The organism is Neobacillus niacini (assembly GCF_048572935.1).
GTDB classification, from domain to species: Bacteria; Bacillota; Bacilli; order Bacillales; family Cytobacillaceae; genus Neobacillus; species Neobacillus niacini.
The window spans coordinates 1647269-1660928 of the sequence record NZ_CP183883.1 but is presented as its reverse complement, the minus strand read 5'-3'; the positions used below and the strand labels follow the sequence as shown (position 1 = coordinate 1660928).

The 13660-nt window shown below is 40.9% G+C and carries 12 protein-coding genes; 5 read left to right on the top strand and 7 right to left on the bottom strand.

Annotated elements, in window-relative coordinates; translation table 11 throughout:
• Positions 1 to 11 precede the first annotated feature (11 nt).
• Both murQ and ACN6MT_RS07840 read right to left on the bottom strand, forming a co-directional pair.
• Complete coding sequence (murQ, locus tag ACN6MT_RS07845) at positions 12 to 917, bottom strand: N-acetylmuramic acid 6-phosphate etherase (protein ID WP_063254180.1); 906 nt, start codon at positions 915 to 917, stop codon at positions 12 to 14.
• 837 nt (positions 918 to 1754) lie between these two features.
• Positions 1755 to 2618 carry a Cof-type HAD-IIB family hydrolase gene (locus ACN6MT_RS07840; RefSeq protein WP_419955413.1) on the bottom strand — a complete coding sequence of 288 codons (864 nt, stop codon included), beginning with the start codon at positions 2616 to 2618 and terminating at the stop codon, positions 1755 to 1757.
• An 86-nt stretch (positions 2619 to 2704) separates the two neighbouring features.
• Between ACN6MT_RS07840 and ACN6MT_RS07835 the strand changes: the two genes are divergently transcribed.
• The 3 genes from ACN6MT_RS07835 (at position 2705) to ACN6MT_RS07825 (ending at position 6654) form a co-directional block, all read left to right on the top strand.
• Positions 2705 to 3808 (top strand): CdaR family transcriptional regulator, encoded by a 1104-nt coding sequence (locus tag ACN6MT_RS07835; protein ID WP_419955412.1) that lies wholly within the window; start codon positions 2705 to 2707, stop codon positions 3806 to 3808.
• Between the two features lie 114 nt (positions 3809 to 3922).
• Positions 3923 to 5335, top strand: coding sequence for a glycolate oxidase subunit GlcD (gene glcD, locus ACN6MT_RS07830; RefSeq protein WP_419955411.1), 1413 nt, complete (start codon positions 3923 to 3925; stop codon positions 5333 to 5335).
• Complete coding sequence (locus ACN6MT_RS07825; protein ID WP_419955410.1) at positions 5332 to 6654, top strand: (Fe-S)-binding protein; 1323 nt, start codon at positions 5332 to 5334, stop codon at positions 6652 to 6654. The genes glcD and ACN6MT_RS07825 overlap by 4 nt, the downstream gene beginning before the upstream one ends.
• A gap of 55 nt (positions 6655 to 6709) precedes the next feature.
• Here the strand turns inward: ACN6MT_RS07825 and ACN6MT_RS07820 are convergent, their stop codons facing one another.
• Both ACN6MT_RS07820 and ACN6MT_RS07815 read right to left on the bottom strand, forming a co-directional pair.
• Entirely contained in the window at positions 6710 to 7207 is a 498-nt protein-coding gene (locus tag ACN6MT_RS07820; protein ID WP_419955409.1) for a DoxX family membrane protein, read from the bottom strand.
• A 131-nt stretch (positions 7208 to 7338) separates the two neighbouring features.
• Entirely contained in the window at positions 7339 to 7800 is a 462-nt protein-coding gene (locus ACN6MT_RS07815; RefSeq protein WP_419955408.1) for an NUDIX hydrolase, read from the bottom strand.
• A 245-nt stretch (positions 7801 to 8045) separates the two neighbouring features.
• On the opposite strand from ACN6MT_RS07815, the gene ACN6MT_RS07810 reads away from it, so the two are divergent.
• The gene (locus ACN6MT_RS07810; RefSeq protein ID WP_419955407.1) at positions 8046 to 8585 is read left to right on the top strand and encodes a hypothetical protein; all 540 of its coding nucleotides are present in this window, start codon (positions 8046 to 8048) and stop codon (positions 8583 to 8585) included.
• A 184-nt stretch (positions 8586 to 8769) separates the two neighbouring features.
• Complete coding sequence (locus tag ACN6MT_RS07805) at positions 8770 to 9972, top strand: CynX/NimT family MFS transporter (protein ID WP_419955406.1); 1203 nt, start codon at positions 8770 to 8772, stop codon at positions 9970 to 9972.
• Positions 9973 to 10010: 38 nt separating this feature from the next.
• Here ACN6MT_RS07805 and ACN6MT_RS07800 read toward each other — a convergent pair whose 3' ends face one another.
• The 3 genes from ACN6MT_RS07800 to ACN6MT_RS07790 all read right to left on the bottom strand — a co-directional run bounded on the left by ACN6MT_RS07800 (position 10011) and on the right by ACN6MT_RS07790 (position 13567).
• On the bottom strand, positions 10011 to 10304 hold the full coding sequence (locus tag ACN6MT_RS07800; protein ID WP_419955405.1) for a hypothetical protein: 294 nt from the start codon (positions 10302 to 10304) through the stop codon (positions 10011 to 10013).
• 304 nt (positions 10305 to 10608) lie between these two features.
• A complete protein-coding gene (locus tag ACN6MT_RS07795; protein WP_419955404.1) occupies positions 10609 to 12684 on the bottom strand; it encodes a hypothetical protein in 2076 nt (691 codons plus the stop codon).
• A 40-nt stretch (positions 12685 to 12724) separates the two neighbouring features.
• Positions 12725 to 13567, bottom strand: a complete 843-nt coding sequence (locus tag ACN6MT_RS07790; protein WP_419955403.1) for a hypothetical protein — start codon at positions 13565 to 13567, stop codon at positions 12725 to 12727.
• Positions 13568 to 13660 lie beyond the last annotated feature (93 nt).

The following is a 13660-nucleotide window of genomic DNA, read 5'->3' as shown; positions in this document are numbered from 1 at the left end:
TTTTCAACCCATCATTTTTTCTGGATTGCGATTTTTACATATCCATTCGCTGCTTTTAATAATTCTTCTGCTTCCTGTTTTGTTGATTCCGTCATAATCATGACAATGGCTGTTTTAACTTGGAGACCTGATGTTTCTAACGTCTCCAGCGCCACATCATAGGAAACACCCGTCACTTTGCGGATAATTCCAATCGCGCGTTCTTTTAACTTTAAGTTGCTCACTTTTACATCAACCATTAAATTTTCATAGGCTTTTCCTAAAAGAATCATCGCTGATGTAGAAATCATATTCAGAATCATTTTATGGGCTGTGCCTGATTTCAAACGGGTTGAACCAGTTAAAACTTCTGGACCGACAATAACTTCAATCGCTTGGTCGGCTTCTTTACTAATTGCAGCATTTTTATTACACGAAAGTGCGACAGTCTTTGCTCCAATGCTGCGTGCATAGCGAAGGGCGCCAATGACATATGGTGTACGTCCGCTTGCAGCAATCCCGATTACTGTGTCGTTTTCAGTCAGTTCCAACTGCTTTAAGTCATGAACACCAAGTTCAAGGTCATCCTCGGCTCCTTCCACGGCTTTCAAAAAGGCGCCTTCTCCTCCGGCCATCAAACCAACAACCATTTCAGGTTCGGTGCTAAAGGTTGGCGGACATTCAACAGCGTCCAGTACACCTAATCTTCCACTCGTACCGGCACCTAAATAAATCAGGCGGCCGCCGTTTTTAAAGGATTCAAATACAAACTGAACCGCTGCTTCTACTTCAGGTAAAACTTCTTTAACAGCCAGTGCGACCAATTGATCTTGTTCGTTCATGATTCGTAATATATCGATGGCCTCGGCCGTATCAATCTGCATGGTTTCTTGATTTCGGGACTCGGTCGTTAATAATTCGAGATTTTCTTCGATCATTTCCTTATCCTCCTGTTTGTTTTTCTAGGTGTAAGCGATTTCCGTACCCTTATTATAACTCCGCTGAAATATTAATTCAATAATTTTATTAAAATTTTAAAATGCCATTTCAAAATCTATTTTAAAGGCCCTGTTAAAGACAGATGTTGAATTTTGTCATAAGGAAATCCTTATTAAGGACGAACCACAATGAGATCTCTCCTGATTTGTCCTTCATCACGCTTATGAAGGACGAATCTCACTGTGAACTTTCCTGATTTGTCTTTCATCATGCTTATGAAGGACGAATCTCACTGGGTACTCTCCTGATTTGTCTTTCATCATGCTTATGAAGGACGAATCTCACTGGGTACTCTCCTGATTTGTCTTTCATCATGCTTATGAAGGACGAATCTCACTGGGAACTGTCCTGATTTGTCTTTCATCACGCTTATGAAGGACGAATCTCACTGGGAACTTTCCTGATTTGTCCTTCATCACGCTTATGAAGGACGAATCTCACTGGGAACTGTCCTGATATGTCTTTCATCATACTCATGAAGGACGAATCTCACTGTTATCTCTCCTGATTTGTCTTTCATCACGCTTATGAAGGACTAATCTCACTTAGAACTCTCCTGATTTGTCCTTCATCACGCTTATGAAGGACGAATCCCACTGAGAACTTTCCTGATTTGTCTTTCATCACGCACATGAAGGACTAATCTCACAAAGTTCTCTCCTGATTTGTCTATCATCAGCAATATGAAGGACTAATCTTACTGGGGGCTCTCCTGATTTGTCTTTCATCATCCTTTATACCGTTGTACGTATAATCAACAATGAAATTTTCCAAAACTATTCTAATAAATAACGTCGAATTGCCTGTGCAACCCCGGCTTCCTGATTACTTCCGGTCACTTGATCTGCCAGTGCCTTCACTTTATCTGGTGCATTTCCCATCGCGATTCCCAGTCCCGCAGCTTTTAGCATCAGAGAATCATTATAATTATCTCCAATCGCAGCCATCTGGGAGAGGGGGATGTCGTATTTCTCACTTAACTTTAACAGTGAGGAGGCTTTACTGACTCCTGAAGGTGAAATCTCTAAATTTAAAAAATTGAGACTGCTGCTAACTTCCATACCACCGACCTTTTCACCGATTACCTTTGAAAAATCAGCAAGTCTTCCCTCTTCATCAAAAACGGCAATTTTCGTGATATCTGGTTGATTAGACTTCATGTATCGATAAAAATCATCCACGATTTTCACCTGGCATTGCCCGCGAAAATTTTCTAGGTCCGCTGCTTTTCCACCCGTTTTTTCAAGCGTAGGAATATTATTTTCAATCCAGTTCTTATTCCATTTCGTTTCTTTTGGAACGAGCAATGTATCTCCTTCATAAAAATGAGCATAAAAGCCTTCCCCCTCACATAACTCCCAGAAATGCAGCAAGTGATCATGCTCGAAAACTGCTTGCTCACTGATCCCGCCATTTTCATCAAGAATGATCGCCCCATTATAAGCAATAATCGGTTCTCCTTTTAGACCAATGGTGTTAGCAATCCACCTTGTTGAAAGGGGTGAACGGCCGCTGCAAATTACCACTCTTCCTCCTTTTTCACGAAACTCATGGATCGCTTGAATGTTTTCTCTATCAATTTCTCTATAATCATTTAATAATGTTCCGTCCAAATCTGTTGCTAATAATTTATATGCCAACTTGCTCTCCCCTTTGCACTATTTTTTCATTACGCTTATAGTATTTATTAAAATATCATTTTAATCAATGGCAGGTGGTGCTGAACATGCTTCAACCAGAACTTGCAGAAAAAATTGTCAGGGAAGTCCAGAGACTAATATCTGAAGAGATTATTGTTGTGAACACGGATGGCTTGATCATGGCCAGCACAAACCAAGACCGAATTGGTACCTTCCATGAAGGAGCATTACTTACTTCACAGCAGAAGAAAAAGCTGATTATCACAGAAAAAGACACCCCACAATTAAAAGGGGTAAAGTCCGGAATCAATCTCCCAATCTTCTTTCAGCATGATGTCATTGGCGTGATTGGCATTACCGGTGACCCTGAAAAGGTTACCCCCTTTGGCGAAATCATCCGTAAAATGACCGAGCTGTTAATCAGCGAAAACTATTATGGTGAGCAGTTTGACTATCATTCACGTGCGATGGAAACCTTTGTCCTCGAATGGCTCCAGGCAAAAGAACCAAGTTCACACTTGCTTGAGCGGGCTCGAGCGCTGACCGTCAATCTTGAACTTAGCCGTACCGCAGTGATTATCGAGTTGGAACAAAGAGCGCAACCACTATCAAGAGATATGTGGTCTTCTATTTTGAATTCCTTTTCTCAAAATAAAAACGATGTCGTAACAAGGTCAGGAAATGAACGAATCATTGTGTTAATTGACTGTTCCGCCCCTGTCCAACCTCCGTCCATTAAACATCGGCTGGAAAAATTTCTTCGATTGATGAAAAATAGCTTTGAGATATCCGCCTATGCGGGCGTTGGTCAATGTGCAGCTTCGTCCAACCTGCACCATTCCTACGCTCAGGCAGAACGAGCGTTGAAACTGGCTAGACGGAATAGAGGCATTATTTTTGATGAGGAATTAATCCTTGAAATGGTAACAGGCGAACTTACGTCAGAAATTAAAGCTGAATACATTCAACGAAGCATTGCACCACTGTTAACAGAAAAAGAACTCCTGGAAACTTTAGTGGAACTATTTAAACAAAATCATTCATTGAAAAACACAGCTCAGGTCCTACATATTCATATCAACACCCTTCATTATCGTTTGAAGAAAATCGAGGATCTAACACATCTAAATCCAAACCGTATTCATGATTTGTTCTGTTTGTATCTTGCTGTATTATTTTTGGATGAATAACCAGAAATCGAACTAAAAAATATTAATTTTTTGGATGTTTCTCCATAGCAGGCTTATGCCTGTTTTTTTATACTTTAAATAGTATGAAAATAGTACGAAGATGGGGGAAATAGCATGCTCTCAAATGAAGTGAAACAAAAATTAATCTCGATTGTATCTGAAAAAAACTACGATGATTCGAAAATAGAACGTCTAGTATATTCCTACGATGCCACACCCAACTTCCAGTCGATGCCGGATGCAGTTGTCAGTCCGCGCAATGCAGAGGAAGTTTCACAAATATTGAAGATATGTAACCAATATGGAGTTCCGATTGTCCCACGCGGTTCGGGAACGAACCTTTGTGCAGGAACTTGCCCAACCGAAGGCGGGATTGTCCTTCTCTTTAAACATATGAACAAAATCCTTGAGATTGATGAGGAGAATCTAACGATCACCGTGCAGCCTGGAATCATTACGCTAGATATGATTCAGGCCATTGAAGAAAAAGGCCTTTTCTATCCGCCTGATCCAAGTTCAATGAAAATCTCCACCATTGGCGGCAATATCAATGAGAATTCAGGCGGTTTGCGCGGTCTCAAATATGGTGTAACTAGAGATTATGTGATTGGGCTTGAAGCCGTTCTGCCAAATGGCGATATCATCCGTACAGGCGGTAAGCTGGCAAAAGATGTGGCTGGCTACGATTTAACTCGTCTATTTGTCGGTTCTGAAGGAACGCTTGGTGTCATTACCGAAGCAACCTTGAAATTGATTCCAATGCCAGAAACACGTAAAACGATGCTCGCGCTTTATCAGGATCTTTCCGCAGCTGCACGTTCTGTTTCAAAAATCATTGCCAATAAAATCATTCCAACCACGCTTGAGTTTTTGGATCAAGCGACTTTAAAAGTAGTCGAAGATTATGCTCAAATCGGGCTCCCAACAGATGTGCAAGCGGTTCTTTTAATAGAGCAGGATGGGCCGCCTGAAGTCGTCGAGCGCGATATTATAAAAATGGCAGAAGTCTGTAAGTTGGATAATGCGGTATCGATTCAAATTGCTGCAACAGAAGAGGAAGCTTTGGCTCTTAGAACGGCAAGACGTGCGGCACTTTCAGCTGTAGCTCGTTTAGCACCGACGACCATACTAGAGGACGCAACCGTTCCTCGCTCAGAAATTGCCAATATGGTTAAAGCCATTAATGAAATTACTGAAAAATATCAGCTGACGATTTGTACATTCGGTCACGCCGGCGACGGAAATCTCCACCCTACCTGTGCAACAGATGCGAGAAATCATGAGGAAATGGAACGCGTCGAAAAGGCCTTCGCAGAGATTTTTGAAAAAGCGATTGAATTAGGCGGAACGATTACCGGCGAACACGGAGTCGGGGCGATGAAGGCACCCTATCTCGAGTGGAAGCTGAAAAAAGAAGGAATTGCTGCCATGATGGGAATTAAGCAGGCATTTGACCCAAACAACATCATGAATCCTGGGAAAGTGTTTGCGAAAGACAGCAAGAAACGCGTGGTGATTACAAGATGACAACCTTGCTCGAACAAGAAAAAATTCAACAGCAATTTAAAGAGCGGATGAATGAGGATGAACTCTTAAACTGTATGCGCTGTGGATTCTGTCTGCCAACCTGCCCAACGTATATCGAGTCAGGTTATAAGGAGTCTCATTCTCCCCGCGGTCGGATTGCAATGATGAAAGCCGTCGTCGATGGAATCGTTGAACCGGATGAGGATTTTGAACGTTCACTTGATCTCTGCCTAGGCTGTCGTGCCTGTGAACCGGTCTGTCCTTCTGGCGTTAATTACGGCCATTTACTAGAGGAAGCAAGAGATATTATTAACCAAAATAAAAAACACTCTTTACCTGTTAGAGCAGTTAGAAAAACAGTATTTGAAGGGCTGTTCCCTCACCAAAACCGTATGCGCACAATGGTTGGACTTCTAGGTTTCTACCAGCGGTCTGGGATTCAAACCCTTGCACGGAAAACAGGCTATTTAGGGTTGCTGCCTGACAATTTAGCCACGATGGAAAAAGTGCTGCCTAAGGTTCCAACCTTGAAGGAAATGAAAAACCGGCCTGAGCATCTGCCAGCGATAGCTGCGAAAGTGCATAAGGTTGCTTTTTTCAGCGGCTGTTTAATGGATACCATGTTCATGAAAACAAACGACGCGACCATGAAATTGTTGCAATTAGCAGGTTGTGAGATTGTGATACCATCACTGCAAACCTGCTGCGGCGCCTTGCACGGGCATAGCGGTGAAAAGGATGCAGCGAAAGAGCTTGCGAAGAAAAATATTGCAGCCTTCGAGGACTTGGGTGCAGACTTCATCATTACCAATGCTGGCGGCTGCGGCGCCTTCCTTGTTGATTATGATCACCTTTTGAAGGACGATCCGGTTTGGTGCGAACGTGCGGTGGCGTTCAAGTCGAGGATAAAGGATATTTCTGAAATTCTTGTAGCAGTCTCGTTTCATAAAAAAGTGAAATTAGAGCTTCCCGCACAGGTGATCACCTATCAGGATTCCTGCCATTTACGAAATGTGATGAAAACCGCTTCAGCACCACGAACACTGTTGCAGTCCATCAAAGGAGTACGGTTTGTAGAAATGAAAGAAGCGGACCGCTGTTGTGGATCTGCTGGTATCTATAATATCGTTGAGTCCGAAATGTCGATGGTCATGCTCGACTATAAAATGGTCCAAGCGAAAGCGACACATGCAACGACCATCGTAACCGCCAACCCCGGTTGTTTGCTCCAAATGCAGCTCGGGATTGAGCGTGAAGGTTTGTCTGGTAAAATGCGTGCTGTTCATATCGTGGATTTACTAGCGGAAGCAGTGAAATAATAATACAAAAAAAGACGATTCGAGGGGGACGAATCGTCTTTTTTGCTGCTGCCCGCTACGCGGTTACTTTTGATTTACCAACTGTTTTGCGGATGAATGGTACCACCCAGCGGTCTAAACCATATTTACCAGCGTTGAAGCCTGCTGCTAAGATGATGAAGCCTAAGAAAATGTCTGTTGGGTTGTGAGATACAGTTCCGGCTAAGAAGAAAGAGAAGTTCATCACTAGACCAAAGAACATTGCTGCTGTTGTTAAGCAACCAAGTAGAAGTCCTAAACCGATCAATGTTTCGCCCCAAGGAACGATGAAGTTGAAGACGTCAATGTTCGGTAAAGCAAAGCTTTCTAGGAAGTGTACATACCAGCTATAAACCATGTTGCCATCTGGACCTTTTACCGGATTTGCAATAGCACCTTTTAGGAATCCAGCTGCGTCAAATCCGCCTGTAATTTTATGAAAACCAGCTGTGAACCAAGAGTAACCTAGGTATAAACGAATAACGGTTAAAATAGCGGCTGAAATCTTATTTTCTCTTAAAAAATTGTTAAACATAAAGCATTCCGCCTTTCAAAATTTAACTTGTTCTTGATACTTATACTATATTAGAAATCGATAGTTACTAACATAGGTATAGTAACAAGTTCACAGTTTGTTTGAAATGATATGGCGGAATGTTGAACACACTAAAATCGCAGTAATTTTGAGCAAGGCTTGCTTTGAAAATGATTCATTTCCCCGTTTTCTCCATAACTACAGTCGTACACTTTTGGCTCAGAATATCGATCCAAAACCTCGTTTATAAATAAAGGGATATTCTCTACAACATCTGTAGACTCTAGAATCCAATTGACACTTTTCCAATCCAGTGCCCCTTCATCAGAATGAATGAGTTCTCCCGTGAAATCATCACTGATAAAAACATAAATGCACTCCACCCCATTAAGAGCAATCATTCCCCTAAATAGCAAACTCCCGACGTGTAATCCCGTTTCCTCAAGCACTTCTCTTCTGCAACCTTCTTCAGGAGTTTCCGATGGCTCAATCTTGCCGCCAACACCATTCCATTTACCACGATTTGGATTCTTCTCCCTAAACAGCATTAAAACATCACTACCTTTTATAAGAAAACAAAGCGTATAGTTCAACACAGACACACCTTTTCTGTCATTTTTCTACTAGATACATTTTAAATAATCGATTGATTAAGAATAAAATAAACCTCTGTATATAAGAACTTTTCACTTAATTATAATAGAAATATTGTCGAACTACTTATAACCATTTATCTTAAAATTTTTTGACAGGGAATAACTTAATATATTTACCTAATAATTTCCTTTTTTTACATTTACTTATATAATAATAGTAAAACACTATAGGAGACTACTAAATGAAACAATCAAAAATAGAAAACCCTTTATGGGCATGGTTTGTCCTCATTGGCGGCGGGATATTTTTACTAAAAGCTGCTCCTGGAATGCTGTTAACTCTCACCATCCCTTTGTGGAAACCAGACGAGTTTAGCATTTTTTCCATTTTTTATATTATTTTCGCGCTTGGTATTCTCACTGTGACGATTTGGGGGATGAAAAAGGCTTATACAGCCATAAAGGCATATCAACAGGTAAAAAACAACCATGTTCCACCCCAGGTTGAGGCTTCACCAGACCTCATCATTCAGGAGCAACCTGCTGTCAAAAAGCCAGTTTGGCCATGGATTATCATTGGAGCAGGTGCTGTTCTTGTTATTAGTACAGGTCCTGCCGCTCTTATGCTGCCAGTAATGCCGCTTCTCTTGGCAGCGTTCTCAACGGATTCACCAAGTACTCCGGATTATGTCCCCATCCTCATTATCTTTGTGGGGTACGGAATCCTATTGGTGTATATCTTGCTGCTTGTGAAAGCAATAAAAAGACTAAGAACGAAATAGACCATGTTCCCAACATGGTCTTTTAAGTATTCTTGATACCATTCTATTGTTATAATCACCCCCTTCAAAGCAATTCACCTATTTGAAGCGTTGGAGGAAAAGTTACCTTATTCTTGTAATTAACGGGGACTCCTTGATTATGCTATACTTTTAATGGTTTGTTTTTTAGAGAGGAGTTGCCCTTTTGGAGTTTTTAGAATCAAAGGCAAATACAAAATCAACTTATATATATTTCTTTATTGCCGGGATTGTCCTCATTGCATTTAATTTACGCCCAGCCATTACATCGCTTGGGCCGTTAGTGGGCATGATTCAGGAAGATGTGGGACTTGCCCATTGGAGTGCAGGTTTATTAATGAGTCTACCTTTACTGGTTTTCGCGTTCATGTCTCCGCTCGTTCCCAAAATAGCCAATCGGCTTACAAATGAATTGACCTTAATTATTGGGTTGACATCTCTTTTAATTGGAATTGCGATTCGGTCAATCCCTATGACCTTTTTCCTTTTCACAGGAACTTTATTGGCTGGATTGGGCATAGCGATTGGAAATGTTCTGCTGCCTGCGGTAGTTAAAGATAAGTTCCCAGAAAAATTTGGGTTAATGACAAGTGTTTATTCAACCTCTATGGGGTTAGTTGCTTCATTAGCGTCAGGAATCAGTGTACCTTTAGCTGTGAATGCAAACCTTGGGTGGCAGGGTGCCCAAATCGTTTGGACGATACCGGTTGTAGTGGCAATCTTAGTGTGGATCTTTCTTCGAAAATATAACCTAAAAGATTCTAGAGCATTACAACCGAAAAAAGCTTCTGCTGCTAAAGGAATGTGGCGTACGCCTCTTGCTTGGCAAATTGCTATTTTTATGGGATTTCAATCCTTTTTATTTTATGTAACCATTTCATGGCTGCCTGAAATCTTACATAGTCATGGAATAAGCTTGGAAACAGCAGGTTGGCTGCTTTCCTTTACCCAGCTAGTAGGGTTACCCGCGAGTTTCTTTATTCCGGTCCTCGCTGGACGTGCTCAATCACAAGTAAAGCTTGCATTCATGTTAGGGATGTGCTCGATTGTTGGCTATAGTGGATTACTGTTAGGTTCGTCTTATCCGATGTTAATCGTAAGTATTGCCTTAATCGGATTTGCTTTAGGAGGAGCTTTTCCTTTAGCTCTAAGCTATATCGGACTTCGAGCGCGGAATGCCAATCAAGCAGCAGAGTTATCTGGAATGACGCAATCTACAGGTTACATCCTTGCGGCAGTAGGTCCTTTATTTATTGGCTATTTATATGATATGGCGCATTCATGGACCATTCCGATTATTACCCTTATAGGAGTTTCTGTGGTGGTTATTGTATTTGGAATGTTGTCCGGCCGAAATAGGTATGTATAACAAAAAAACGATTCGCATAGAGGCGAATCGTTTTTTTGTTATTTTAACATCTTTGGATCAAATATATTAGATATTCCTAGAAATAGCCCTAATACCAAACCTAATTGTACATTGGTAAATGCAAAAAACTCTGAAAAATAATAGCATAAACCTCCACTTAGTAGAATAACAGCAAAGGATATGACCTTTTCCTTTTTGGTATTAGCCAACTTCTCATGTAACTTTTCCATCCAAGATAGTTTTTTGTGAAAGGCTATCAATATGATTCGACTAACAAAAAAAATAGGAATAGCGATTAGTACGATTGCACCTAACTTAAAAAGGAAGTCCATTCGTTCCCCTCTCTTTCTTTATTGTCTCTGATTCTACTATTTTTTAAATAATCCTCATGGAATAATTTAACTCCTTTTCAAAAAAATTATCATATGGGCATCAAAAAATATACACGTTTTCCAATTTATTGAAATAATAGTATTTTATAACCATAGACTATTAGGTATAATTTATCTAATAGTCATTGAGAAGGATATAGATACCCTACCAAACACCTATAATATTAACTTGTGACAGGATTAGATAAAATGAAGAGAATACAAAAAACCGAAGGAAAAATCCTTCGGTCCTTTTGATTATAGATTAATTTTTTAAGTCAATAACAGCTTCAGTGCCTTCTTTAGATGATTCTTCAGTTTCAACTACTGCTGCTTCTTCATCAGTCACTACTTCTTCTGCAACCTCTTCAGAGTCAACTTCAGTTTCTACTTGTACAACTTCTTCAGTAGTTTCAGTTTCAACAGCTTCTTCAACAGATACATCTTCAGTAACTTCTTCTGCTACTGCAAGAACAGCTGAATTAGCCGCCGCATGTGCTTTTGCAGTTTCGCTTGCGTTTACACTAGCCTGTGACCTTGCTTTGTTTGTTGCAGATGGGTTTACTTTTTCCTCTTCAGTTACTTCTGCTTCTTCTTCAACTACTACTGTTTCTTCTTCAGTCACTACTTCTTCTGTAACCTCTTCAGCTTCAACTTCAGTTTCTACTTGAACAGCTTCTTCAGAAGTTTCAGTTTCAACAGCTTCTTCAGCGGGTAAATCTTCGGTAACTTCTTCTGCTACTACAAGTACAGCTGAATTAGCCGCCGCATGTGCTTTTGCAGTTTCGCTTGCGTTTACACTAGCTTGTGACTTTGCTTTGTTTGCTGCAGATGGGTTTACTTTTTCAACCTCAGTTACTTCTGCTTCTTCTTCAACTACTTCAGTTCCTTCTGTTTCAGATTCAACTTCAGTATCTACTTGAACAGCTTCTTCACCAGATACATCTACAGTAACTTCTTCTGCTACTGCAAGTACTGCTGAATTAGCCGCCGCATGTGCTTTTGCAGTTTCGCTTGCGTTTACACTAGCTTGTGACTTTGCTTTGTTTGCTGCAGATGGGTTTACTTTTTCAACTTCAGTTACTTCTGCTTCTTCTTCAACTACTTCAGTTTCTTCTGTTTCAGTATCAACTTCTACTGCTTCCTCTATTTCAGTTTCAACAGCTTCTTCAACGGGTACATCTTCAGTAACTTCTTCTGCTACTGCAAGTACTGCTGAATTAGCTGCAGCATGTGCTTTTGCAGTTTCGCTTGCTTTTACACTAGCTTGTGACTTTGCTTTGTTTGCTGCTGATGGGTTTACTTTTTCAACCTCAGTAACTTCTGCATCTTCTTCAACTACTTCAGTTTCTTCTGTTTCAGTATCAACTTCTACTGCTTCCTCTATTTCAGTTTCAACAGCTTCTTCATCAGTCACTACTTCTTCTGTAACCTCTTCAGCTTCAACTTCAGTTTCTACTTGAACAACTTCTTCAGTAGTTTCAGTTTCAACAGCTTCTTCAACGGGTACATCTTCAGTAACTTCTTCTGCTACTGCAAGTACAGCTGAATTAGCCGCCGCATGTGCTTTTGCAGTTTCGCTTGCGTTTACACTAGCTTGTGACTTTGCTTTGTTTGCTGCAGATGGGTTTACTTTTTCCTCTTCTTCATCTGCTTCAGCTTCTTCATCATCTTTAGTTTTTACGATTGCGTCTTTTTCAAACTTGATGTTTTCGGAATCGGAATCTTCATCCTCATCTTCTTCATCTTCAATTCTAACAACTGAGTCAGAGTCAGCATCTACAGTTTTTTCTTCATCTTTTGCCGCGTCATCCTCAACTTCCGTTTTTACAGCTGCAGCTTTTTCAACGTCAACTGCTTCTTCAGTTTCAGATTCTGCATTGGTAACTGCTTCCGTTTCATCAGTTACAACCTCAGGTTCAATTTCAATGACAGGGGTTGTTTCCTCAACTTGTACTTCTTCCTTTACTTCCTCTTCCACGACCACATTTTCAGGGATTTCTCCAGTTCCATGTACAGCTGAATTTGGGGCTGCATGCAATTTTGCATTTTCGCTTGCATGTACGCTCGCCTGTGACTTACTAGCCTTTTCTTCGTTAGGCTTTACTTGTACGCTCACTTCATTCTTTGCTTGTACAGCTGGTGCTGCCGGAACAACTGGCTTAACATTTACATTAACCTTTGCGTTATTCGATGGCTTCACTTGAACTGGATTTTCAGCTTTAGCGTGATCTGGGCCTGCCGCTTCTGTAAATTGACCTCCTGCAAAAAGTCCAAACGATAAGGCTCCTGCAAGTATAAAAGATTTAGCAACTGTATTAGGGTTTAAGTAATGTTTCATTTTTTAAATTCGCTCCTTTTATTATCATGATCCGTGGCTTTTAGCTGCGGGTAACATTGGTTAATAAAGGAGCTTTTTGTGGTGGTGGTGCAGGTGGAGCATTCACCCATTGAGTATTCATTAAGGCCTGCCTGGAAAGATATGGCTGAACAAGTTTGATTTCAAAATAAGGATTCCATTCCATCCATTTATCCAACAAGCTATTATACGTTACGCCATGATTGACCCGATCATTTGATTGACCCCCTGAACTGTTGCTTCTCTGTGTTTGATTCAGCGCTTGGTTCATCTGAGGAATCTCTTCCTTGCTGACAGGAGCTTTCTGAGGCTCTTGCACAACGGATTCTGATGTTGTAATGACAATGTCTTCCTCTTCTATGTAGACACTTTGATCAACTTTTTCGACTTTCATTTCACGATTAGTATCTTGCATAGAATGTTTAGGATTCAATTTTTCTACTGTAGGAATCGCCTGGACAGCCTCTGCTTGTTCAGAAACGGTGACCTGAACAACCTTCTCAGCCTTCTTTACCACCGACTTCGCGTTTTCATTTGCCTGCTCTGGCAAACTTTTTTCCAATGCAGGTTGATTTGGAGTATTTGGGGCTGGGCGCTGTTTTGCTTGTGCTTGGTTCTCACGAGCATGCTCAGGGATTACGTTGTTCAGCGTTTGTGCCTCAATAGCCTTTGCTGGTACTGGTACTGCTATTGTTACCGGTTCTGGTTTTGATACAGATTCTGGTATGGAAGCATGTTCCGGTACGGAAGCAGGAGCTTGTCCCTTTTCAGGACGAAGTTCATTCTTCTCAGCAAACGCATTGTCTGGAAAACATAGCGCCGCACTAACGAGTAGTGCTGATAGAACAAATTGGCGGAAGTGCACGTTTTCACCCCCTTTCAATAAATCGTTGCGTTCACGGACAAAATTCGTGCAAAATCTTCATTTTTTGTCGTCTTTTCTAAAAAACCATTCTTT

Coding starts and splice junctions, on each gene's coding strand:
- ACN6MT_RS07825 (WP_419955410.1), top strand. CDS start 5,332: ATGACAACCTTGCTCGAACAAGAAAAAATTCAACAGCAATTTAAAGAG.
- glcD (WP_419955411.1), top strand. CDS start 3,923: ATGCTCTCAAATGAAGTGAAACAAAAATTAATCTCGATTGTATCTGAA.
- murQ (WP_063254180.1), bottom strand. CDS start 917: ATGATCGAAGAAAATCTCGAATTATTAACGACCGAGTCCCGAAATCAA.
- ACN6MT_RS07800 (WP_419955405.1), bottom strand. CDS start 10,304: ATGGACTTCCTTTTTAAGTTAGGTGCAATCGTACTAATCGCTATTCCT.
- ACN6MT_RS07820 (WP_419955409.1), bottom strand. CDS start 7,207: ATGTTTAACAATTTTTTAAGAGAAAATAAGATTTCAGCCGCTATTTTA.
- ACN6MT_RS07835 (WP_419955412.1), top strand. CDS start 2,705: ATGCTTCAACCAGAACTTGCAGAAAAAATTGTCAGGGAAGTCCAGAGA.
- ACN6MT_RS07810 (WP_419955407.1), top strand. CDS start 8,046: ATGAAACAATCAAAAATAGAAAACCCTTTATGGGCATGGTTTGTCCTC.
- ACN6MT_RS07795 (WP_419955404.1), bottom strand. CDS start 12,684: ATGAAACATTACTTAAACCCTAATACAGTTGCTAAATCTTTTATACTT.